This is a genomic window from Lagierella sp. ICN-221743 (genome assembly GCF_037890055.1).
Taxonomy (GTDB): Bacteria; Bacillota; Clostridia; order Tissierellales; family Peptoniphilaceae; genus Mediannikoviicoccus.
Genome location: NZ_JBBKBD010000021.1, coordinates 1 through 23,127, shown reverse-complemented (window position 1 = coordinate 23,127; position 23,127 = coordinate 1). Strand labels below are relative to the sequence as shown.

At 34.8% G+C, this 23,127-nt stretch carries 19 protein-coding genes and 1 tRNA gene; 17 read left to right on the top strand and 3 right to left on the bottom strand.

Translation table 11 applies throughout. The features are described from left to right. Window positions 1-6: 6 nt before the first annotated feature. Both WKS98_RS08695 and WKS98_RS08690 read right to left on the bottom strand, forming a co-directional pair. Window positions 7-1,965, bottom strand: coding sequence for a fructose-1,6-bisphosphatase (locus tag WKS98_RS08695; RefSeq protein ID WP_498918592.1), 1,959 nt, complete (start codon window positions 1,963-1,965; stop codon window positions 7-9). 85 nt (window positions 1,966-2,050) lie between these two features. Continuing rightward, entirely contained in the window at window positions 2,051-3,061 is a 1,011-nt protein-coding gene (locus WKS98_RS08690; RefSeq protein ID WP_498918590.1) for an aldo/keto reductase, read from the bottom strand. A gap of 191 nt (window positions 3,062-3,252) precedes the next feature. Here WKS98_RS08690 and WKS98_RS08685 point away from each other — a divergent pair, with 191 nt between their 5' ends. From WKS98_RS08685 to mscL, 13 genes are all read left to right on the top strand, one after another. Then, window positions 3,253-5,769 (top strand): ribonucleoside-diphosphate reductase subunit alpha, encoded by a 2,517-nt coding sequence (locus tag WKS98_RS08685; RefSeq protein ID WP_498918589.1) that lies wholly within the window; start codon window positions 3,253-3,255, stop codon window positions 5,767-5,769. A 10-nt stretch (window positions 5,770-5,779) separates the two neighbouring features. Beyond that, entirely contained in the window at window positions 5,780-6,823 is a 1,044-nt protein-coding gene (locus WKS98_RS08680; RefSeq protein ID WP_498918587.1) for a ribonucleotide-diphosphate reductase subunit beta, read from the top strand. A gap of 113 nt (window positions 6,824-6,936) precedes the next feature. Further along, window positions 6,937-8,547: a hypothetical protein gene (locus WKS98_RS08675; RefSeq protein WP_498918585.1), complete on the top strand. Its 1,611-nt coding sequence runs from the start codon at window positions 6,937-6,939 to the stop codon at window positions 8,545-8,547. Window positions 8,548-8,621: 74 nt separating this feature from the next. After that, the gene (gene dnaX / locus WKS98_RS08670; RefSeq protein WP_498918583.1) at window positions 8,622-10,310 is read left to right on the top strand and encodes a DNA polymerase III subunit gamma/tau; all 1,689 of its coding nucleotides are present in this window, start codon (window positions 8,622-8,624) and stop codon (window positions 10,308-10,310) included. A gap of 10 nt (window positions 10,311-10,320) precedes the next feature. Next, window positions 10,321-10,665 carry a YbaB/EbfC family nucleoid-associated protein gene (locus WKS98_RS08665; RefSeq protein ID WP_498918581.1) on the top strand — a complete coding sequence of 115 codons (345 nt, stop codon included), beginning with the start codon at window positions 10,321-10,323 and terminating at the stop codon, window positions 10,663-10,665. Between the two features lie 8 nt (window positions 10,666-10,673). Then, on the top strand, window positions 10,674-11,273 hold the full coding sequence (gene recR / locus WKS98_RS08660; RefSeq protein ID WP_498918579.1) for a recombination mediator RecR: 600 nt from the start codon (window positions 10,674-10,676) through the stop codon (window positions 11,271-11,273). 251 nt (window positions 11,274-11,524) lie between these two features. Beyond that, window positions 11,525-12,520, top strand: coding sequence for a hypothetical protein (locus WKS98_RS08655; RefSeq protein WP_498918577.1), 996 nt, complete (start codon window positions 11,525-11,527; stop codon window positions 12,518-12,520). A gap of 511 nt (window positions 12,521-13,031) precedes the next feature. After that, entirely contained in the window at window positions 13,032-14,303 is a 1,272-nt protein-coding gene (gene serS / locus WKS98_RS08650) for a serine--tRNA ligase (protein ID WP_498918575.1), read from the top strand. Between the two features lie 87 nt (window positions 14,304-14,390). After that, on the top strand, window positions 14,391-15,575 hold the full coding sequence (locus tag WKS98_RS08645) for a D-alanyl-D-alanine carboxypeptidase family protein (RefSeq protein WP_498918573.1): 1,185 nt from the start codon (window positions 14,391-14,393) through the stop codon (window positions 15,573-15,575). Further along, a tRNA-Arg gene (locus WKS98_RS08640) sits at window positions 15,575-15,650 on the top strand. Before WKS98_RS08645 ends, WKS98_RS08640 begins: the two co-directional genes overlap by 1 nt. A 731-nt stretch (window positions 15,651-16,381) precedes the next feature. Next, the gene (locus tag WKS98_RS08635) at window positions 16,382-16,765 is read left to right on the top strand and encodes a hypothetical protein (RefSeq protein WP_498918571.1); all 384 of its coding nucleotides are present in this window, start codon (window positions 16,382-16,384) and stop codon (window positions 16,763-16,765) included. After that, the gene (locus WKS98_RS08630) at window positions 16,765-17,106 is read left to right on the top strand and encodes a hypothetical protein (protein WP_498918569.1); all 342 of its coding nucleotides are present in this window, start codon (window positions 16,765-16,767) and stop codon (window positions 17,104-17,106) included. The genes WKS98_RS08635 and WKS98_RS08630 overlap by 1 nt, the downstream gene beginning before the upstream one ends. A gap of 84 nt (window positions 17,107-17,190) precedes the next feature. After that, the gene (mscL, locus tag WKS98_RS08625) at window positions 17,191-17,598 is read left to right on the top strand and encodes a large conductance mechanosensitive channel protein MscL (protein WP_498918567.1); all 408 of its coding nucleotides are present in this window, start codon (window positions 17,191-17,193) and stop codon (window positions 17,596-17,598) included. A 31-nt stretch (window positions 17,599-17,629) separates the two neighbouring features. Here mscL and WKS98_RS08620 read toward each other — a convergent pair whose 3' ends face one another. Further along, window positions 17,630-18,589 (bottom strand): YihY/virulence factor BrkB family protein, encoded by a 960-nt coding sequence (locus tag WKS98_RS08620; protein ID WP_498918565.1) that lies wholly within the window; start codon window positions 18,587-18,589, stop codon window positions 17,630-17,632. 349 nt (window positions 18,590-18,938) lie between these two features. Here WKS98_RS08620 and hpf point away from each other — a divergent pair, with 349 nt between their 5' ends. The 4 genes from hpf (at window position 18,939) to WKS98_RS08600 (ending at window position 22,538) form a co-directional block, all read left to right on the top strand. Further along, on the top strand, window positions 18,939-19,469 hold the full coding sequence (gene hpf / locus WKS98_RS08615; protein WP_498918563.1) for a ribosome hibernation-promoting factor, HPF/YfiA family: 531 nt from the start codon (window positions 18,939-18,941) through the stop codon (window positions 19,467-19,469). Between the two features lie 103 nt (window positions 19,470-19,572). Beyond that, window positions 19,573-20,097, top strand: a complete 525-nt coding sequence (locus WKS98_RS08610; RefSeq protein ID WP_498918561.1) for a hypothetical protein — start codon at window positions 19,573-19,575, stop codon at window positions 20,095-20,097. Continuing rightward, window positions 20,098-21,507: an alanine/glycine:cation symporter family protein gene (locus WKS98_RS08605; RefSeq protein ID WP_498918559.1), complete on the top strand. Its 1,410-nt coding sequence runs from the start codon at window positions 20,098-20,100 to the stop codon at window positions 21,505-21,507. A 137-nt stretch (window positions 21,508-21,644) separates the two neighbouring features. Then, entirely contained in the window at window positions 21,645-22,538 is an 894-nt protein-coding gene (locus WKS98_RS08600) for a hypothetical protein (protein WP_498918557.1), read from the top strand. Window positions 22,539-23,127 lie beyond the last annotated feature (589 nt).

Sequence of the window (23,127 nt, the reverse complement as noted above, 5' to 3'; positions counted from 1 at the left end):
CTTGGTTTATCTATTTTCCTTTATTGTACCTTGTTTATATGCATCCAGTAGATTTGTTAGGTCATTTATCTTTTCTTCCATAATTGGCCCCTTGTCTGTATCTTTTACCAAAAGCCTTTGAGGAAATCTCTCGGTGATGTATAACTTTGGTGTATAGGCGCCGTGAACCGACTGCATAACTTCATAGTTGCTGTGTTCTGCAAGGGCAAGGTAATGTGAGTTATAGATTAGGGTGTAGCCTGCAATGCCCGTAGTTGGTTGGTAGGCCTTTGAGATACCACCGTCTATTACATACATCTTTCCATTTGCAGAGATTGGTTTTTGTCCGTCCTTGTACTTAACAGGTATATGTCCATTTATAATGTGACCACATTCTGGATTTAAATCAAACTCGTGTAATATTCTATCAACATGGTCTTCTTCCTTGCTAAGTCGGAAGTATGGGTCTGATATCTCCTTACTAATAGGAAGCTTTCTACCGATAAAGAAGTTTTCAAAAGTAGACATCTTATGCTTTCCAAATAGTGGAGAAATTGGTCCACACCACATATACCAATACAAATCCAATACTTTTTCTCTATCTTTGGAGTAGTAGGAACGTGGTATATATGAAGCTTCCCTTGCTTTTTTATCAAAGAAGTCCATTAAACTTCTTCCAGTGTAGTATTCATTGTCATATTTTAAAACTCTAAAGGACCCATCTTCATTCATTGGAACGCAGCCATGATAAAGAAGGTTTTTATTTGTCACCTTATACACAGAGCCCTTGTCCAATAAAAATTTCAAATGCTCCTGCATCTTAAAACTATGTCTAAAGGATGTATTCAAAGCTTCAATAACTTCCATTTCTCCTTCTGTTAACTCGTATGGGTTCTTAGGGTCAACTGTTGGAAAGTTTTTGTCTAGCATTGGGTATTCCTTGCCATCTTCAGCCTTGTAAATTCCCTTTTCAAAGTCCACAAAGTTAAAGGACTTTCTTCCCTCCATGGCAAATTCAGGGTTTCTGTCAATGGCTTGTCCTTCCAGCTTAAACTGAATTATGGAAATTGCCTTGTGCATCTTTGCAGTGGCATATTTATTTACAGAATAGAACTTATTTTCATCTACAATCTTTGGCATAAACACTTCACAAGGATCTTCTCTATAAGTTTCCATTGCAAAAGAGTATAGAGGTCTTAGGTTTATACCATATCCATCTTCAAGGGAGTCAAAGTTGTTATAGCCCAAGGCAATTCTAACTACACAGGCAACCAGTGGTCTTGACCCAAGGGCTGCACCCATCCAGATGATGTCGTGGTTACCCCATTGGATGTCCACGTTTTTATGTTCCATCAACACGTCCATAATAATGTCGGGACGTGGGCCCCTGTCGTAGATGTCCCCAACAATATGTAGAGTATCTACAGAAGTGTCTTGAATGATGTGACAAAGAGTTATGATAATCTCCTTTGACGCATTTATTTCTATTATAGTGTCTACGATGGTATCAAAATACTCTTGTTTGTTAAGTTCCACATAGTCAATGTGGAGCATCTCGTCAATTAAGTCCTTATAAACTGCAGGCATCTTACCACGAACCTTGGTCCTGGAGTACTTTGAAGTAACCATCTTCAAAAGGTCCAAAAGCCTTACAATGGTGGCTCTTATCCAATCGTTTGTAAACTTGCCCGACTTAATCTTCAAAGTGATAAAGTTTTCTGGCTCATAAATAAGGTTTGCCAGTTCGTTCATCTCTTCTTCAGCCATTTGGTACTTAAACCTTTGAGAAATCTTTTGTCTTAAGTTTCCAGAAGAAGACTTTAATATTCTTGTAAAAGAAGTGTACTCACCATGTAAATCGGAAAAGAAGTACTCAGTCTCTTTTGGAAGTACAGAAAGAGCCTTTAGCCTTACAATTTCACTTATGGTGTCTTCCACTGTAGGATATTCCTTTGAAAGTTGCTTTAAATATTTTTCGTAGTCCATATACTCCTCCTGCTTATATAATATATAATAATGAGAATAAAATAAAGTGCATTAATGAAGATTGTCAAAAAAGTTTTTAAGAAAATTATCCCAAAACCATAGCCACATTTTCAAGCATTTCTATAATTGGCAAATCATATGGACATCTCTTTTCACAGATTCCACATTTGATACAGTCGCTGGCCTTTTTTTCAAAGCCGTTGTATCTAGACTTCGCCCAGTCCTTAAGGTCGTACCTTGTGTAGTAGCCTTCCATTAAAAAGTTTGTTGGTATGTCGATGCCAACGGAACATGGGGCGCAGTAGCCACATCTTCTACAGAAGTTCTTTCCAAGGCCCTTTGTAAATGAATCCAGTTTTGAAATCTCTTCTTCGGTAAGTTCCTCTAAATTATTTCCCACTGAACAGTTTTCTTCTATCTGTTCTATTGTATCCATTCCAGGGATGGCGCAGGTTACATTTTCGTTATTCAAAACAAATTTCAAACATTCTTTACCCATGGGGATGGCACCTCCCGCAAGGGGTTTCATAATTAAAACGCCAATATTTTTTTCCTTCGCTCTTTTAAATAATTCCTCTCCCTGTGTTTCAACAAAGTTATATGGAAATTGGATGGTTGAAAACTCGCCGGTTTCTAAAAGCCCTCTAAGGATGTCCACGTTGTGACTTGTGATTCCAATTTCTTTTATAATTCCCTTTTTCTTCATTTCTTTTATTGCTTCTAAGGCGCCGCCTTTGCCAAGTAAAATATCCATGTCCTTCTTCTTGCTCACATTGTGAAACTGAAATAAATCTATGTAATCAACTTTTAAATTGTTCATGCTGGTGGCAAGTTCTCCTAAAACCCCTTCTGAAGTTCTTGCCATGGACTTGGTTGCAATGTAAAACTTATCCCTTCCCACAACTTCCAGCGCCTCTCCAATACGGGTTTCGCTGTCGTTGTAGCCTCTGGCTGTGTCAATAAAGTTTATTCCCATGTCTAAACATTTTTCCAAAAGTTCCATCGCCTCGTCCTTTGAAACATTTTGAATTGGTATGCCTCCAAGGCCAACGATCGAAACTTCAAATCCGGTTCTTCCTAAAATTCTTTTTTCCATAACGCCCCTCTTTTTATAAAAATTATTAAGTTTTCTACTTATTAATATATCATAAGAGGCTAAAAAATACTTTAATTAGCACTTGGTAAGGCTTTCCAAAATAAATAAAATAAATTTGTACAAATCCTACATATTGGGTATACTTTAATTATGGTTTTTAAAATTATACAACATGTAGTAGGAGGGAAATTGTGAAAATAAAAAAGAGAAGTGGCGCAATTGTGGATTTTGACGTTGAAAAGATAATTGTTGCCATGAACAAGGCATTTATATCTGTGTCAAAGCCCGTTGAGAGAGAAGAGCTTGAAAAGATGGCAAATCAGGTTTGTGACAAGATTAATTCAAACTTTTCAAAAAATCATGTGGTTACTGTGGAGGAAATTCAAGACCTTGTAGAGATTGTTTTAATTGAAAATAAATATATAGAGGTTGTTAAGTCCTACATTCTTTATAGAGCCAGTCACCATAGGCTGAGAAAGACATTGGAAGACTTTGCACAGTACTTTGACGAAGAAGTGTTAGAGGTTATGAAGGGCGTACAACAGGACTTTAAGGAAGATGTGTACGACCTACAGTTTTTATTTAACAAGTTCTCTTCATTCTTAACTAAAGACATGTCTAAGCAACAACTGCTTGATGTACTTGTTAAGGCATCTTCTGAATTAACTTCAAAGGAAGCGCCTAAGTGGGAATATATTTCTGCAAGATTTCTAGCCCACAGCATCGAATTAAATATAAAAGTTGAAGAAGAGAAGAGGGGAATTAATTCCTTCTATGAAAAGATAGACTACCTAACAAAGGAAGGTCTATATGGAGAATATATTTTAGAAAATTATACTAAGGAAGACATTGACGAACTTGAAAGCTATATGGACTTTTCAAGAAATTATAGATTTAACTTCTCTGGCCTTGACCTATTAAAGTCAAGATATTTAATTAAGTCGGGGGATGGAGTAATCCTTGAAAAAATTCAAGAGATGTTTATGGGAATTTCCATGCATCTTGCAATGCTTGAAAAGGATAAAATATTTTATGCAAAGAAGTTCTATGACATTTTATCCAAACTTCAAGTTACTATGGCAACCCCTACAATGTCTAATGCAAGGAAGCCATTCCATCAACTTTCATCCTGCTTCATAGACACGGTGGACGACTCTCTTGATGGAATATACCGTTCAATTACAAACTTTTCACAGGTTTCAAAACATGGTGGAGGAATGGGACTATACTTTGGTAAGGTTAGAGCTGTTGGCTCGGACATAAGAGGCTTTAAAGGAGTTGCCGGTGGTGTAATTAGATGGATTAAGCTTGCAAATGACACGGCAGTTGCAGTGGATCAGCTTGGTGTAAGACAGGGTGCATGTGCAGTTTACCTAGACGTATGGCACAGGGACATGCCAGAGTTCTTACAACTAAAGACAAATAATGGTGACGATAGGATGAAGGCCCACGACATCTTCCCTGCAGTTTGCTATCCAAATTACTTCTGGGAACTTGCTCGTGACGATATAAACGCAAATTGGTATATGTTCTGTCCACACGAAGTTAAGACCATAATGGGCTATAGCCTTGAAGACTATTACGGTGACGAGTGGGTGAGAAAGTATCACGAATGTATTAAGGAACCTCGCCTTGAAAAGCGTGTAATGACTGTAAAGGACATGGTAAGATTAATACTAAAATCAGTTATTGAAACTGGAACGCCTTTTGTGTTTAACAGAGACGCGGTTAATAAATACAATCCAAATCCTCACAAGGGCATGATATATTCATCAAATCTTTGTACGGAGATTTGCCAGAATACATCTGAAATAAAATCTGTTTCAACGGAAGTAATTGAAGTTGATGGAGAAGAGATTGTGGTTGAAAGAACTAAGCCGGGAGACTTTGTAGTATGTAACCTAGCTTCCCTTGTGCTTGGAAATATCGACCTTAAAAATGAATTGGAAGATGTTGTAAGTACAGTAGTTAGAGCACTAGACAATGTTATAGATTTAAATTACTATCCTGTTGAATATGCAAGAATTACAAATAAAAAATATCGTTCACTGGGACTTGGTACGTCAGGATATCACCACGCTATGGTTAAAGATGGTATAATGTTCTCAAGTGAAGAGCATATTAAATGGGCAGACAAGTTATATGAAGATATAAACTACTACGCTGTAAAGGCCTCTGCAGAAATTGCATCTGAAAAGGGAGCGTACCCTTACTTTGAAGGTTCCGACTGGGATAGTGGAGACTATTTCGAAAAGAGAAACTACAAATCTGAAAGATGGAATGAACTAAGGGACTATATTGGCAAAAATGGAATGAGAAATGGATATTTGATGGCTGTTGCACCAACGGGATCAACATCAATAATTTCTGGTACAACTGCAGCAGTGGACCCAGTTATGATGAGATACTTCCTTGAAGAAAAGAAGGGACAAATCCTTCCAAGGGTGGCACCGGACTTAAGCCCGCAAAACTTCTGGCTATATGAAAACGCCCACGAAGTTGATGGGGAATGGATAATACGTTCTGCAGGAGCAAGACAAAGACATATTGACCAGGCACAGTCCGTAAATATCTATATAACTTCCGAGTACACAATGTCCATGCTCCTAAGGCTTTATATACAAGCTTGCGAAGAAGAGGTAAAGACAATTTACTATGTAAGAAACAAATCACTTGAAGTTGAAGAATGTGATTCATGTGCATCTTAAGGAGGATTAGATGGCAAAATTAATTAGAAAGGCACTATTTAACGAAAATGGCGACACAGAGCTTTCAAAGAGAAGAATGATTAATGGTAACACCACAAACCTAAACGACTTTAATAACATCAAGTACCCATGGGTTAGTGACTGGTACCGCCTGGCAATGAATAACTTCTGGATTCCAGAAGAGATAAACCTAAACCAAGATGTGAAGGACTATAGAAAGCTTGACGAAAACGAAAAGAGAGCCTATGACAAGATACTTTCATTCCTTGTGTTCCTAGACTCAATCCAAACTGCAAACCTACCAAATGTTTCAGAGTTTATAACTGCAAACGAAGTGAATCTATGTTTAAACATTCAAACATACCAAGAGGCGGTTCACTCACAATCCTACTCATATATTTTGGATACGGTTTGTTCACCAGAAGAAAGGGACGAAATACTTTATCAATGGAAGGACGACCCACATTTACTTGCGAGAAATAAATTTATAGGAGACGAGTACAACGACTTCTACGAAAATAGAACTAAATTCAACTTAGTTAAGACTTGCTTTGCAAACTTTATACTTGAAGGAATCTATTTCTATTCGGGATTTATGTTCTTCTACTCCCTTGGTAGAATAGGCAAGATGCCAGGAACAGTTCAAGAGATAAGATATATTAATAGAGATGAAAACTCACATCTATGGCTGTTTAGAAATATAATTCAAGAGCTAAAAAAAGAAGAACCTGAAATATTTACAGATGAAAACAATGCCTTCTTTAAAGAGATGATTAAGAAGGGCGTTGAAGAAGAAATAGCTTGGGCAGAGTATGCAATTGGAGACTCAATCCAAGGACTAACTATGGAAATGGTGTCAGGATATTTGAAATATCTTGGAAACTTGAGAAGTAAGGCAGTTGGACTTGGAAAGATTTACGATGGACATGACAAAGAACCAGAGTCAATGACATGGGTAAGTGAATATTCAGATCCAAACTTCGTAAAGACTGACTTCTTTGAAGGAAAAGTTTCAGCATATTCAAAGTCATCAGTAATAGAAGACGATTTATAGAATAAAGGAAAAAAGAAAGCCTGTTGTGGAAAACCACAACAGGCTTTTTATTGTACTTATCTAGTTTTTAAGTTATATTAATTATAGGAATTAAAAAATGGACAGGTGATTTGATGAAGGACACAGGTGAAGAAAAAAATTTAAGTATAATGAATTTGAATATTTCAAATGATTTCAATGACATATCTTCATATGACTACTGGAAGAAGTACAGGGAGTTTTATGAAGAAATTTCATCTGTCTTAAAGGACAATATAAATAAGACGCTAAAGAAGTTTGTGGTTACAAATTATTCTGCCATTCCCTTGGATGTTTTAAGTTTTATTGTTGAAAACTTTCCCATTTTTAATGAGGGCAATATAAAAAGTGAAATAAAAAAACTTCCAAACTTTGAAGTATACGATATAAAAGACTTGTCTAATAAAGAAAAACTGGACTTTTATAAGACGAGGATGGAAATATACTTTTTACTTAAGAAGGGTTCGCTTAACTTTAATGAATATGACATTAGATTTTCCCACGAGGCAAAACTAAACCACAAAGACAGGGATCTGCTTGGACTAAAGGCGTCCTTCTTGACTTTAAAGGACATTGAAAGGGAAGAGAACTTTTCACATTTAAAGACCTTTTTAGAGAGATGGGAGTTTCCAAATTCAAAATTTTATGAAAATTATTTAAAACTCTTGGAGAAAAAGAGTACGGAAATTGATTTTGAAGATGTAAGCGTGGACCACTTGCCACAATACTTGGAAAACTTTTTGGAAGGCTATGTGTATTACAATGCAAAGGAATATGACACAGCCTACGAAATATGGCTTGAAGGAAGGGATAAAGACCCTCTTACAAAGACGAAGAAGAGATATATTTCAAGGATTTATGAATACTTGTCAAATAATCTGGTGGACTTTTTAAGGGAAGAGGGAATTTTAAATGACTATGTGCATATTCTCGTTAAGTTTTCAGATATAAAAAGGCGCAGTGACTACGCTAGGGAGATGTCAAATTGGAAGGAAGCTTTAAATTTCAATTTGCTTTTGGAAGAGCCTAGCCTAAAGGATGAGGTTTTAAATTATCTTAGGGAAAATTACAAGGTACTTCCAAAGGAAGTTGTTGATTATATTATAAGAAAAGTTCCCATTGCTCCTTACGAAAATGTCTCAAAGGAAGAGTATGATGATATAATCAACCTTCCAAATTTAAATTTCAAAAATCCAAATATCAGCGAAGAAATTGAAGAGGAGTTTTATAAAAAGAGATATAACTATTTTGAAAAGCTTTCAAAGGGAGATTTTTCATCGGACTACGATGGTCTAAAAGAATATGGCTTTGATTATTCAACGGAAGTTATTAGAGTATCTGAACTAATAGCAAGGGAAGTTTGGAATAAAAAAGAGTTCGACTTCAAAGACGCCAAGGAAAAAATCGACGATATGAGCTCCTTTGAAGATAGTAGCACCATAGAGTTTTACAAAATATATATTAGGGCCTATGAAGAAAATTCTATTTCAAAAGAGCATATGGATAAGATTTTAAATATAAATCGTGAAGAACTTGTGGTACCACAGTTTTTATACGACTTTATAATGGCGAATTTATATAAGATTTATGGCGACAAGGAAGAAACTAAAAAGTATGTGGAGAAACTTCCTGAAACCCTAAAGGGCAAGTTTAAAATATCCATGCCGATTAAGAAGGGCTTTTTAAAAAATATTTTCAAAAAATAAGGGAGCAATCCCTTTTTTTATTTGAATTATTTATTTGCCCTCATATGATATAATTGTATCTATGTGGAGGGAATATGAGAAAGGCGATTTATAGAGAGTATAGACCAAAGACCTTTGACGAAGTTCTGGGACAGGAACAGGTTACGGAGGTTTTGAAAAATCAAGTTAAGAACAATTTAATATCCCATGCATATATCTTCTCCGGCACAAGGGGAACGGGAAAGACAAGCTGTGCAAAAATTTTGGCAAGGGCGGTAAACTGCCTTAACCCACAGAATGGATCACCATGCAATGAATGTGAAAACTGCAAGATGATTTTAAGTGAAGAGAGTTTTGACATAGTTGAAATGGACGCGGCGTCAAATAGACGTATTGAAGATATTAGAAACCTTCGAGACAAGGTAATCTTTCCGCCGGCAAATCTTAAGTACAAGGTATATATTATAGACGAGGCCCACATGATTACAAACGAAGGCTTTAACGCTCTTTTAAAGATTATGGAGGAGCCACCGAAACATCTTGTGTTTATCCTTGCAACTACAGAGATTGAAAAAATTCCTCAAACAATTCTATCCCGTTGTCAACGATTTGAGTTCAACAGAATGGATTCAAAGTATATTATTGAAAATATAAAGAAGATTACAAATGACCTTGGTGTTAAAATAGACGAGGAGTCACTGGTAGAGCTGGCAAATGAAGCGGACGGCGCCATGAGAGACGCCCTTTCGAACTTGGATCAGGTTTTATCCTTAGGGAAAAAAGAGATTACCATAGACGACCTCGTAGTGGACCTAGGCCTTGCAGATAGAAGAAAGATTTTTTATCTAGTGGAAAAGATAATTGAAAATGACTACAAGAAGAGTTTGAAACTTTACCGAGAAATAACCAAGGACAAGGTAATTGCGGGAGTTTTTAAAGATATACAAAACCAATTTAGAAACCTACTTTATATAAAAGAAGGTCTAGATGACTTTGTGGAAGAGACGGTTGAGTCGAAGAAGCTTTTGAAAAATCAAAGCGAACTGATTTCAACAAATAGGATTGTAGAATCTTTAAATATACTTTTGGACTATGAGGTTAAATTAAAAAACACTCAAAACCCAAACATACTTGGAGAAATCCTTATAGGAAGGCTTATTGACTACTACGAACCAAAGGAGGACTCATCAAAGATAAAGTTCTTAATGGAGAGAGTGGAAAGCCTTGAGAAAAAGTTAGAACAACTTAAAGATAGGCCAGTATATGTTAGCAAAAGTTCTAGTGTGGAGCCTGTTGAAGATGTAAAATTAACAGTTCAAAAAGATACTTTAGAAACTGAAGCAGAAGTAGAACCAGAAACAGAACCAGAACCACAGGAAACTTTTGACGAAGCTGCTAAAGAATTAGAAAATATAGATAGTTCTAGAGGTTTGGAAGAACCAAAACAAGAACTTTACAAAAAATATAGAGAAATTGAAAACTGGGATGAACTTTTAGAAAATATCCCTGGCAAAATGCTTGCAGGCTTTGTGGACTCAGCAACCCATAAATTTATTGACGGCAAGAGAGTTTCCATATTGTTTAGAAACAAAGACACCAGAATGGGCATGATAATAAATAATAGGGAAAAGGTTGAAAATGCGATAAAGAAGACCCTAGGCGAAGACTATGAACTATTTATTGGCCTTGAAGAGGACTACGAAGACCTGGCAAAGAAAAGAAGAGAAGAAAATATAGAGACGCTTAAAAATGTCTTTGGAAAAGAAAATATAGATTTTATATAGGAGGATTATTATGGCAAAAAGAGGTGGATTCCCAAGAGGCGGAATGCCAAACATGAACAATATGATGAAGCAAATGCAAAAGATGCAAAAGGATATGGAAGAGGCTCAAGAAAAGGTTGAACAAACTGAGTTTACTGCATCTGCAGGTGGTGGAAGCGTAGAAGTTACCATGAATGGAAAGAGAGAAGTTGTATCTGTAAACATAGATAAAGAAGTTGTAGATCCTGACGATGTGGAAATGTTACAAGATTTATTAATGGTTGCAGTTAATGACGTGCTAAACCAAGTTAATAATGCAACAGAAGAATCCATGGGTAAATTTACCGGAGGTTTAAATATTCCGGGATTATTTTAGGTGATTAAATGGCACTATATCCAAGAGATATGGAAGAGTTGATACTAAAACTGTCATCCCTTCCAACAATAGGTAGAAAATCAGCAAGAAGACTGGCCTTTAAAATAGTTGAAATGGACAAGGAGGAGGTCTTAGACCTTGCCAAGACCTTAGTAAATGTAAAAGAAAATATAAAGCCATGTAAGGTTTGTGGAAATATTACAGATGACGACCTTTGTGACATCTGTAGTGATGACAGTAGAGACAGAACGACGATTATAGTTGTGGAAGACAGCTCCAATATAATCTCCCTTGAAAAAGCTAGGGAGTACAGAGGGCTGTACCATGTAATAGGTGGACTGTTGTCACCGAGAAATGAAATTGGTCCGGAGAAATTAAATATAGACTCACTAGTTGAAAGAGTAAAGACTGGAGAGGTAAAAGAAGTTATCCTTTCACTGTCCTCAACAACAGATGGAGAATTTACATCGGGACTTATTTCAGAAATACTAAAACCATATGGCGTAAAAGTTACAAAAATTGCCCAGGGTATACCAATAGGAGTGAGCCTGGACTACTTTGATGAAATGTCAATATTTAGAGCGATTGAAGATAGAAGAGAGATATAGTCCCTCTTCTTTTTTATTATAGTTTTTTCTTTAGAAATGAAACTTCCTCGCGACACATTCAGAGCAAAAAATTTCTAAAAAGCAACTTTAAACGTTTATCGTTTATTTTGTAATTTAAATCAACTATTGTATGAATTTCAATTTGTTTTATATTGACAAATATATGCAAAACAATGTAATTGATTTTTACTGATGGTATAATAAATTAAATTAGAACAATTCTAAAACTTATATAGAGAAAGGAAGAAAAAATGTCATACCCTAAGCCCTTATCAGAAAAGACAATAGAAAGACTGTATAAACAATCTGGATTATCAGAAGAATCTCAATACTTTTTAAATGAATTTTTCTCAGCCTGTGCAAATCTCTATGGCATAATTGAACTTAGACATGCGTGGGAAGTGTTTAAGGCTTTAAAAGATAAGCCAAATCTTCGTAGAAAAGATATAGTAGAATTTGCAAAGATAGCAAGAAGAGAAGTTAAACCATATTATGTATACAAATTTTGTGAGCTATTCATCGATGAAGTTGATGAAGATCTTAATATGTTTATAGTGTCAGAAAAGCTTGTAGGTCGTGGATATGGAAAGCATGCATCAATATATATACTTCTTGAACAAATTGACAACAGGCCATTTGCAATGCCGGAAGATTTTCTTTCATATGCAAATCCTAAAAAGACTCAGGAAGAAATTAATCTATATAATTTTATTTCAAATTTAAAATCCACTGCTAAAACAATAGTGATTGAATATAAAGAGGAGATTCCAAATAAAAATAAAGGAAAAAGACTTAGCAAGTTCTCGTTTTTAAATTTACATGAACGCTTTGAAATAGATTATGTAAAAAGAGAAAGTGAAAAGGAGTTCTTACGCCAAAAATATTCAGGAACAGAAGCGGAAAAGATTATGAAAAAAATAAATTATGAATTAAACCTAGGTCATTTTAATGCATTAAAAATATTTGAACATATTACAGAGGAACTTTCTGAAGTGGGAGTTGAATTGACTGTAAAGCAATTTGAAAGACTTACAGAACTTTTTCAAAAGTGTAACAACAATACTCGTATGTGGTGTCAAAAAGGATGGAAGCCATCAGAGCTAAGCGCTAAGATTGATCCTAATAATCCGCCTACTATCGCCGTAGGCCCGGGAATAAGAGAAGCCATTAAAAATGGTACTATAGATAAAGAAGAATTTATTAGAGGAATTAGAGAACAGGGCTTTGAAGTTGACTTTGATTTGTAAAAATAGAAGTGAGAAGCTAGGTGTGAGAAATTTTAGAAAACATAATTATTAAATAGAAGAAAATCCAAAAGATTTTCTTCCATATTCCTACCGGGGTCTCGGGGCTGGCCCCGAGTCGTTTGGAAGGTAAGAAAGAGGGGATTTCAAGGAGAGAAAGAATATACTAGAAATAAAAAGGGTCGTAGGGTGTAACCCTAAAAAATAAAATAAAACAAAAAGAAAGATAGCAAGGAAAGATATTTCCTTGCTTCTTCTTCACGGCTATGATATACTAAAGTAAATTAATATTGATGTTGAAAAGAAGTAGTAGGTAGGAATGCTTTTTAGAGAGTGACCGGATGGTGCAAGGTCATATGCTGAACTATTGAATCCGTCTTGGAGTCAGGCCAAATTAAGTGACATTTTTGTAATTAGGGTGGCAACGCGGGTAATCTCGTCCCTTTGTGGAGCGGGATTTTTTTATTCCAAAATATTAGAAATTTTTAAAAAATAGCTTATTTGAGGAGGAATTATGTTAGATATTAAGAGGATTAGAAACAACAAAGAGGAAGTTGTTAAGGCACTTTCTACAAGAAGGGGAGACTTTCCAATTGAAAAGGTAATTCTTCTTGATGAAAAGAGAAGGGAAATCATAGCTGATGTTGAAAGCAAGAAGGCGGAACAAAACCGTATCTCAAAGCAAGTGCCTATGATGAAAAAGGAAGGCAAGGACACCACTGAAATCTTTGCTCAAATGAAAGAGCTTTCAAATGAAATTAAGGAAATGGACGAAGTTGTTAATGATCTTGATGAAAAAATAAAAGAGCTTCTTCTTTCAATTCCAAATACTCCTGACAAGTCTGTTCCTGTTGGTGAGGATGACAGTGAAAATGAAGAGATAAAAACTTGGGGTGAACCTACTAAATTCGACTTTGAACCTAAGGCTCACTGGGATATTGGTACTGATTTAGGTATTTTAGATTTTGAAGCGGGCTCAAAGATATCTGGTAGTAGATTTTCTGTATTTAAGGGAATGGGTGCAAGGCTTGAAAGGGCACTATTAAACTTTATGATCGACCTTCATGTTGAAAAACATGGCTACAAAGAAGTATGGGTTCCTGCGCTTATAAATAGAAAGTCAATGTTTGGAACTGGTCAACTTCCTAAGTTTGAAGAGGACATGTTCTATGTACCTCAAAAGGATATGTATCTAGCTCCAACTGCAGAGGTTCCAGTAACAAATTTACTTGCCGACGAGATTGTAGACGGAGATGAGTTACCAATTTACTACACTGCATACACTCCTTGTTTCAGAGCAGAAGCGGGATCTGCAGGAAGGGACACTAGAGGTCTTATTCGTAACCACCAATTTGACAAGGTTGAGATGGTTAAGTTTGTAAAACCAGAAAACTCTTTTGATGAACTTGAAAAATTAACTGACAACGCTGAAGAAGTATTAAGACTTTTAAAAATTCCATATAGAGTTGTAAAACTATGTAGTGGTGACTTAGGATTTAGTTCAACCATGACCTATGATGTGGAAGTGTGGATGCCAAGCTATGGAAGATTTGTAGAAATTTCTTCATGCTCAAACTTCTTAGACTTCCAAGCAAGACGTGCCAATATAAAATATAGAGATGAAAACAAAAAGGTTCAATACCTTCACACCCTTAATGGATCAGGCCTTGCCATTGGAAGAACTTTCGCAGCCATATTAGAAAACTATCAAAATGAAGACGGCTCAGTTACAATTCCAGATGCACTAGTTCCATACATGGGAAACTTTAAAAAAATAGAAAAATAATCATAAAATAGTCCTTATATAAGGGCTATTTTCTTTGCAAAGACCTCCTTTGTGATATAATATAATATATTGTAATTGGGAGGAAATATGAAAAAGAGGATTTTATCATTAGTCTTGGCTTTTATGTTACTTGTTCCACAAGTTTCATTTGCGCAGTCTCCACTTCACTTTGGTCCAAGAACCAAGGGATATATGATTTTGGACTACGACACAGATAGCTTTATAAGTGGAAACAAAATGGACGAAGAAGTGTACATTGCAAGTATCACAAAGCTTATGACATATATTATAGTAAAGGAAAAAATATCCACAGGAGAACTAAAGGTATCCGACGTTGTTAAAATCACAAAGGATATGGCACAAGTGCCAGGGTCTTCAATGCATTTACAACCAGACATGGAAGTAACGGTAAATGATTTACTAGAAGGACTTATAGTAGTTTCAGGAAATGACGCTGCATATACATTGGCAGTTAAAGTTTCAGGAGACGAAAAGAGTTTTGTAAATCTTATGAACGAAAAAGCAAAAGAGATTGGACTTGAAAAAGCACATTTTATAAACTCAACGGGACTTCCAGAAGGAAATACAGAAAACTCAATGACAGTAAGAGATGTTTATAAAATGGCAAAATACGTTCTCGACACCTATCCAGAAATCATTGAACTTTCTTCAATGACAAGATATGTAAATAGCAAATATAAAATAGATAAACCGACAACCATTCCACTAGTTGGAATAGAACCAGGAGTGGACGGACTTAAAACTGGAACCACAGACCTTGCAAAATACTGTGTTATTTCAACATTTAGACCATTAAAAAATGAAACATTAAAGAATGAAAGATTTTTAGCAGTTATAATGGGTGCAGGAAGTCCACAGGACAGACAGAAAATAGTTGGAGAAATCGTAGACTATATTACAAGAAACTACGTTAACGGACCAATTATAGACAATGACAAAGTTTATCAAAAGATATATGTAAACTCAATTGACAAAGGATATATAGATATCTATCCAGAAACCGACCAAAAAGCTGTTTACGACAAGAATAACAACTTCATCGTAGGACAGAAATATCAAGTGACAGAAAGCGGACCTTTCAAAGCGGGAGACAAAGTCGGGGTATTGAATATTAAAGGCAATAATGGTAAAGTATATGATGTTGACCTAGTTGTTAGACAAGATTACAACAAAGCCAGTTTTTCAGTTAGATTAAAAAGACTTGGCAGAGATATTGGTCTAAGAACTAAGAGTCTACTAAATATATATTAGCCCCCATAATTAAGCTGGATATAATACTCCCCTCCTAAGGGAGATTCACTGGTTCGAGTCCGGTTGGGGGTGCCAATTTTTGAAAAGCTCTTTAAAAGAGCTTTTTTAATGCAGAATTTTATTTCCATTTTTATTTTGTAGGGTTTTGCCCTACGAAAAGTGAAACACCCGATGCTGTCATGTTGAGCGAGCGACAGCAAGTCGAAACATCTCGGAAGCTTTTCGTTGAAAAGCTTCCGAAAAAGTATATTGAATTGTTGTGTTTTGTAGGGTTATACCCTACGACCTTTTTATTTTTAAAATAGTCTTTCATTTAACCAAGGGGAAAGCTAAGAAACCTTTTCGTATGGTTTCTATCGCTTTCCCCTTGAAATCCCCTTTTTCTTACCTTCCAAACGATTCAGGACTGGCCGTCCTGAAAACCTGCTTAATAACTAGAAGAAAATCTTGTTGGATTTTCTTCTTGTTATATAATTGTGTTTTCTAAAATTTCTCACATCCAACTTCTCACTTCTATTAAAAGATATCTCCAAGACCCCGTTTGGAAAGCTGTAGGAAAGCTAAGGCTTTCCTGATTGGTGCCTTACGGCACATTATTGGGAATATTATACCCCCCGGTCGTGTCATTCTGAGCGAGCGTAGCGAGTCGAAGAATCTCGAGATTTTCTAAAAGAAAATCTCGTTAATTCTCGTCATGTAAATTATTTTTCCAACTTCTCCAACCTCTCAAATCTCACTTCTTAACAAAATTGCTTGTTTATATCTATATGGGTATAATACGATTAACCACTAAAAGGAGGGTTATTATGAAAAACAAGGAAAAGGTTTTAGGACTGCTTTTAATAATATCTTTGGGTTTTAATGGTTTTTTCGCATATAAGTTTATAAATTTGGAAAAAACTGTTGCGAAGATGTCCATGGAGGAGCTTATTACCAATGTGGACAAGGCACAGCCTCAGGACCACAGTGGCACGGATGATGCCATGAAAGCTCTTAAAAAGGGAGAAAATGCAAATATAACTGAAAATAAAACTAGTAAGGATGTAACTGATCTGTACAGGGATGAGTTATTAAAGCTTTATGAAAAGAAGGATTATGACGGCATAACAGAACTTATGATTGAAAAAGATATTTCCATAGGTTATGGGCCTAATAGTGAAGAAAATTTAGATCAAGGAAATGCTCATTAATGATTAAAAATAAAAAGAATTTTATCTTGTGCCTTTCTCTGATTTTAAATTTAATTTTAGGGGGAAGTCTTATTTACAAGAACGTGGAGATTGAGAAAGTTAGGGAGGAAATGGCTTTAAATACTTTTCTTTCTAATAACAACTACGACAACAAATTGCTTAAAAAATCTTTAGATAGATTATCTAAGGAAGATGGTGTTAAAATTTTAAATAAGGATAGTGAAGATGTTACTTCTGTATATAAAGAAACTTTTCTTGAACTTAAAAAAGAAGGCAACTTTAAAACTATAGAGGAAATTATTCTCAGCGAAAATCTTTCTACAAGTTTTGTCAGTGATTAAGACTCTTTTGCAATATGCGAGGGAGTCTTTTTTATGTTTTAGAATAGTATGTAAGGGTAGAATCTAATAATAGGGGGTGAAACTATGTTAAAAGAATTTAAGGAATTTGCCATGAAGGGCAATGTAATGGACATGGCTATAGGGGTAATTATAGCTGGTGCTTTTGGTAAAATTGTGGAATCAATTGTAACTATTTTAATGAATATCGTATCTGCAGCAACTGCAGGTGTTAAGTTCGAAGATTTAATGGCAACTGTAGCTGGAGTAGAAATACCATATGGTGCAGTTATTCAAGCAGTTATAAACTTTATAATCATAGCATTTATACTTTTCTTAATTGTAAAATCAATGAATAAATTCAAGAGAAAAGAACCTGAAATGGCTCCTACAACAAAGAGCTGTCCATTCTGTGAAACAGAAATAGCGATTGGAGCTACTAGATGTCCTCACTGTACTTCTAAACTTGAAGGATATCAAAATTCATTGGAATAAAAAAGAGCCTTGGTTATCCAAGGCCTATTTTTTATTTATTTTCATGATAGTCTTTTTGTTTTGACAAAAATGATAGTATTTTTTTCTTCTCTACTTTTCTTTCAAGCTTATCTGTTTCGTTTATTCCATATCCATAGATTTTACAAAGTATTGTGGCTATAAACTCGCCGGAAATTAGTATGCTAAGAACGATGTAGTTTATCCAAATCAAAAATATCATTATTCCTACCAGTGGTCCATAGATGGACTGCATATTGGAAAATTTTGAAACGTAAGTTCCGTAGCCAAAGCTGATTAAGGAGCATAGTGCTGTTGCCAAAAGTCCTCCTAAAAATGCTGGCTTAAAAGGAATAAGCTTTGTTATTGACTCTGATGCACCGATTATATAAACTACTGTAAATACTAAAATCATTATTCCCAGGGGAATTAGAACTCTTAATGCGTTTATAAATTGTTCGTTTATTACATCTCTTGGGATATTTAAAACCTTTAGTATTTTTTTTAATAGTTCTGGTCCTGAAGCCATTCCAAATATAAGTGCCACTATAACAAGTGTGAAAAGCAGTGTAAAAAACACTGATAGTGCTTGATCCTTTATAAAGGACTTGTCATAGGTATCCTTATTGAAGGACTTGTCAAAAGCCTTTCTCATTGCCTTTATGCCTCTTGATGCTGTGTAGAAGGCAGCTAAAACTCCGACGGAAAGCACTCCAGTTGACCTTTGGGTTATTATAAAGTCAAGAATTGAATTTAAAAATGGCTGTACTTGTTCAGGAAGTTTGTTTACCAAATCATTTATATACGCTAAGTTTTCTGACATGAATGCAATAATTATATTTATTATAATAACGAAGGTTGGTATAACCGCAAGTAAGAGATTGTAGCTTACTTGATAGGACATAACCATAATATCGTCAACTTTAATTCTTGTTATTAACTCTTTTAAAAAATCTTTAGTGAAAATTAATTTATAGTCTTTCTTTTTCTCCATTAAATCACCTATCTAATATAATAAAAGTTCCCATCTATCATAACATAACTACGAAAAATTTCATAAAAATTTATTTTATACTGTAAAAGGTGACTTAACTTATTCATGTTTTTTACAATTTGTATAATTTTTACTGTCATTTACATACTAAAATAAGTTTTCCATAGACTTATAAACATAATAAGGGTTTAGAAAAACAGTTCTCCACAAAGTTCTCCACATTATCCACAAGAAAATAATCCAAAGAAAAAATTAGAGATTATTGAATAAATATAGGATTACAAATTATGCCTTTGGGTATAAATAAAATACAAGAAATAGTTGAAAGACTATTAGAGGAGGTATTTGTATGAAATTTACTCATGTAGGAAAAAATTACAAAGTTGGTGACAACTTAAAAGAAATGTCTGAAAAGAAAGTAAGCAAACTTGAAAAGTACTTTGCAGAAGACATTGAAGCAAGAATCACTTATAGCAAAGAGGGAAACTCAGAGAAAGCAGAGGTGACCATACTCATACCAGGTGCAGTTTTAAGAGCGGAACAAACTTCTGATGACATTAGAAATTCTTTAGACAGAGTTGTTGATTCCCTTGAAGCACAAATCAGAAAGCATAAGACAAAATTACAAAAGAGATATAATAGTGGAAAGACTATTAGATTTGAAAATATAGAAGAAAGTGAAGACAAGGCTCAAGATGCAAAGAAGATTGTAAAAGTTAAGAAATTTGGCCTAAAGCCAATGAGCTCTGAAGAGGCAATTCTTCAAATGGAACTTATTAGCCACGACTTCTTTGTATTCCTAGATTCAGAAACTGATGTAGTTAAAGTGGTTTATAAAAGAAAAGATGGAAACTACGGATTATTGGAACCAGATTTTTAATGAAAAGGTTGACAATAAACCAATTACAAGTTAAGGTAATAAGGGTAGAAAAGAGATATTAGTATCTCTTTTTTACTATTAAAATAAACGAAAGGAAGTACAAATGAAAAAGCAATCACAAATAGTGCTTATGGCAAGTTTACTATCACTTCTAAACCTTTCCATAGGCGATACAGACCTAAGAGTTTCTATGGGTATTATAGTTATGGTAGTTGGTATTTTACTTTTTGAAGACATAAACCCAATATCCCTTTCATGTGCCACAGGATTAGGCGTATTTATAATGAGACTTATAGAAGCATCTTTCTTAACAGGTCTAGACGGTAAAATTATTTTATCTTACTCATTGGAAATCTTCTTTTATATTGCATATGGACTTTTATTTTATATTCTTGTTAGAAAAGAAGATCCAAAACAAAATAATCCAATTATCCTGTTACTTATGATTTGTGACTTCGGTGCAAACGCAGCAGAATCATTAATTAGATACTCAGTGTCTGATTTTGGACTGGTTACAGAAAACTTTTCAGCAATATTTTTAGCAGCATTTGTAAGATCTGCAATCATATGGATAATCTGGAGAATTTCAGAAAGATATATTAAGAACAAGGAGGAAAGTACTAACTAAATGGAGTTACTAGAAAAAATCATAAATTATATTAACGTTGCTCTTTGGGATTATATACTTTTATTTGGACTTGTAGGACTTGGTATCTATATGACAGTGCTATTAAAATTCCCACAGTTTAAGAGAGTATTTCCAGCTCTAAAGAAAATGATTAGAGATATAATAAATAAAGTTGAAGTACCACCGGGAAGAATGACACCATTCCAATCACTTTCAACAGCAATTGCAGCACAAGTTGGAACTGGTAACATTATCGGTGTTGCTACAGCGGTTGCATCTGGAGGACCAGGAGCGGCGTTTTGGATGATGCTTTCAGCATTCTTTGGAATGTCAACCATATTTGCGGAAGCGGTACTTGCACAAAAGTATAGAGAATTAAATAATGGAGAACTTGTTGGAGGACCAGCATACTACATTAAAAATGGTTTAAAGAACAAGACACTTTCATATATATTTGCATTCTTCTGCGTTGTTGCCCTAGGAGTTGTAGGTATAATGGTACAATCAAACTCAGTTGCAGTTTCAGTAAGTACATCATTTAACCTACCTAAAGTTTGGGTTTCACTAGGACTACTAGCAGTAGTTGCAGCAGTTCTTACGGGAGGAATGGAAAGAATTGCAGGCTTTACAGAAAAAGTAGTACCAGTAATGGCATTTGCATATGTATTTGGAGCACTATTAATAATAATTTTCTATAGAGCAAACATAATACCAGCAATAAAAATGGTTTTCGAAGGTGCATTTAACCCTAAAGCCATTAACGGTGGTATTCTAGGAATCGGGATTCAAGAAGCAATTAGATTTGGAGTTGCAAGGGGACTGTTTTCAAACGAAGCTGGAATGGGTTCAACACCACATTCACATGCGGTATCAGGAGCAGACCACCCAGCAGAACAAGGTTTCATAGCTATGATAGGAGTGTTTATTTCAACTTTCCTAATCTGTATGTGTACAGTTCTAGTTTCACTAACATCAGGAAGCTATGACCCAACAATACCTGCAGCGACAATGGAAAAGACAGCTACACTAATGACACAAAATGGATTCGCACAAGGATTTGGTTCATTTGGTGAAATTTTCCTATCAGTATCACTATCCTTCTTCTCACTTACAACAATAGTTGGATGGTACTTCTTTGCAGAATCAAATATAAAACTATTAGTAAATAAAAACAAAAAAATAGTTGGAATGTTTAAATTCGTTGTACTTGCGTTCTTACTTTACGGAACAACACTACACGAAGGATTCGTATGGGACCTTGCAGACACAGCAATGGGACTAATGGCGTTACCAAATGTCATAGCAATATTCTTCCTAGCAAAAGAAGCTAGAGATATATTAAGAGACTATGACAAGCAAATTAAGTCAGGAAAGCCACTACAGTACAACTACGAATTTGAAAAAGAATAAAACAAGACACCTAAGGATTACCTTGGGTGTTTTTTAGTGAGAAATTAGAAGTGGGAAGTTAGAGATTTTATATCAAATTATAAAATTACTTTTTTTGATGGGGTATAATATCATTAATAACTTATAAGGAGCCAATTATGAAAAAAAGAAAAAGTTTGACGATTTTAATGCTGTTAATGCTTTTAGTCTTTATGCCAAGCACTTCCATGGCAGATATGGGACCGAAGCCATCGGTGAATATTAAAGTAAATAATTTAAAAGAAAATCAAGAAGTATACATAACTCTACTCTCAAAAGAAGAATCTACGGGGCCATTCTCAAAAGATAAAGAACTGCAAAGCCATGAAGATTATTTAGAAGATGGATTTAATAAATTTAAATCCATTGAAGACAAGGACGGATACTACTTTTTAGGCAATTTAGATTTGCTTAAGGGTAACGACACATACTCTTGGTCCTATTATCCACCGGAAAATTTTAAAATTGCACTTTACTTTCCAGAACAAAACCTCGTACTTATCTCAAAACCATATAGTCGCTATGCATTTAATTCGAATTTCAAACTAAACTATAAGGATATGGACTTAAAAGATGAAGTTTATTATTTTGATAACGAAATAAGTATTACAAAGGTTAGAGATATAAATAAAGAGATAAAAAGTTTCTTGCTTAGACTTGTACTAACAATAATAATAGAATACCTAGTGGCCTTAATGATGTTTACACCGACAAAATATCAAACAAAGCTCATAATAAAGACAAATATTTTTACACAAGTTTTACTAAACCTTGCAATAAGTTTGATTTTGTATTTTTATGGCTTCCTTGCATTTGCCATAATTTTTATACCATGTGAGATTTTTGTGTTTATAATAGAAGGAGTTATTTATAAGAAAAGACTTAATCAAAACTTGCCAGAGAATAAAAAACCTGCCATGCCTATGTTATATGCCTTTATAGCAAATCTAATTTCAGCAGGAGCAGGATATTATTTAGTAAGATACTTTGAATTCTTTAATAACATGTTGTAAGGCAGGAGTATTTTGACTGCAAAATTCTTTTAATTTTTTCTGCTCAAGATGACAGTAACGACATGGATTCGTTGTTATATGGCGAAATTCTATCCTGAATGTCATTCTGAGCGGAAATTTTTTTGGAACAAGAAAATTGAAGTCGAAGAATCTCATATACAGTAAGACCATGGTGGGAAATAAGAATCTGGTAGTATTAAGATGTTGGAAACAAAACTGTAAAACAAAGAAAATCAAAAAAATTTTTCTTCATATTTTACTGGGGTTTGGGGGCTCTTCAATAGAAGTAAGAGCAAAGAAGTTGGAAGTGAAAGATGAGTTGTGAGAAGTTTGCTAAACTTAGAAAAACATATTAAGAGGTTTATCGTGAACTTTCTTATAGAAAGTTCACGAGATCCTTCAGCTACAAATTTGCTACGCAAATTTTCCGTTCAGGATGACATAGCGAAGAGAGAAAATTTCTAATATTGGTGCCGTTAGGCACCAACCAGGAAAGCCATAGCTTTCCTACAACTTTACAAAAGGGGTCTTGGGGATATCCCCAAGTCGTTTGGAGGTAAAGGGGGTTTTCAAGGGGGAAAGGAACATA

Coding starts and splice junctions, on each gene's coding strand:
- WKS98_RS08695 (WP_498918592.1), bottom strand. CDS start 1,965: ATGGACTACGAAAAATATTTAAAGCAACTTTCAAAGGAATATCCTACA.
- WKS98_RS08690 (WP_498918590.1), bottom strand. CDS start 3,061: ATGGAAAAAAGAATTTTAGGAAGAACCGGATTTGAAGTTTCGATCGTT.
- WKS98_RS08680 (WP_498918587.1), top strand. CDS start 5,780: ATGGCAAAATTAATTAGAAAGGCACTATTTAACGAAAATGGCGACACA.
- WKS98_RS08675 (WP_498918585.1), top strand. CDS start 6,937: ATGAAGGACACAGGTGAAGAAAAAAATTTAAGTATAATGAATTTGAAT.
- dnaX (WP_498918583.1), top strand. CDS start 8,622: ATGAGAAAGGCGATTTATAGAGAGTATAGACCAAAGACCTTTGACGAA.
- WKS98_RS08665 (WP_498918581.1), top strand. CDS start 10,321: ATGGCAAAAAGAGGTGGATTCCCAAGAGGCGGAATGCCAAACATGAAC.
- recR (WP_498918579.1), top strand. CDS start 10,674: ATGGCACTATATCCAAGAGATATGGAAGAGTTGATACTAAAACTGTCA.
- WKS98_RS08655 (WP_498918577.1), top strand. CDS start 11,525: ATGTCATACCCTAAGCCCTTATCAGAAAAGACAATAGAAAGACTGTAT.
- serS (WP_498918575.1), top strand. CDS start 13,032: ATGTTAGATATTAAGAGGATTAGAAACAACAAAGAGGAAGTTGTTAAG.
- WKS98_RS08645 (WP_498918573.1), top strand. CDS start 14,391: ATGAAAAAGAGGATTTTATCATTAGTCTTGGCTTTTATGTTACTTGTT.
- WKS98_RS08635 (WP_498918571.1), top strand. CDS start 16,382: ATGAAAAACAAGGAAAAGGTTTTAGGACTGCTTTTAATAATATCTTTG.
- WKS98_RS08630 (WP_498918569.1), top strand. CDS start 16,765: ATGATTAAAAATAAAAAGAATTTTATCTTGTGCCTTTCTCTGATTTTA.
- mscL (WP_498918567.1), top strand. CDS start 17,191: ATGTTAAAAGAATTTAAGGAATTTGCCATGAAGGGCAATGTAATGGAC.
- WKS98_RS08620 (WP_498918565.1), bottom strand. CDS start 18,589: ATGGAGAAAAAGAAAGACTATAAATTAATTTTCACTAAAGATTTTTTA.
- hpf (WP_498918563.1), top strand. CDS start 18,939: ATGAAATTTACTCATGTAGGAAAAAATTACAAAGTTGGTGACAACTTA.
- WKS98_RS08610 (WP_498918561.1), top strand. CDS start 19,573: ATGAAAAAGCAATCACAAATAGTGCTTATGGCAAGTTTACTATCACTT.
- WKS98_RS08605 (WP_498918559.1), top strand. CDS start 20,098: ATGGAGTTACTAGAAAAAATCATAAATTATATTAACGTTGCTCTTTGG.
- WKS98_RS08600 (WP_498918557.1), top strand. CDS start 21,645: ATGAAAAAAAGAAAAAGTTTGACGATTTTAATGCTGTTAATGCTTTTA.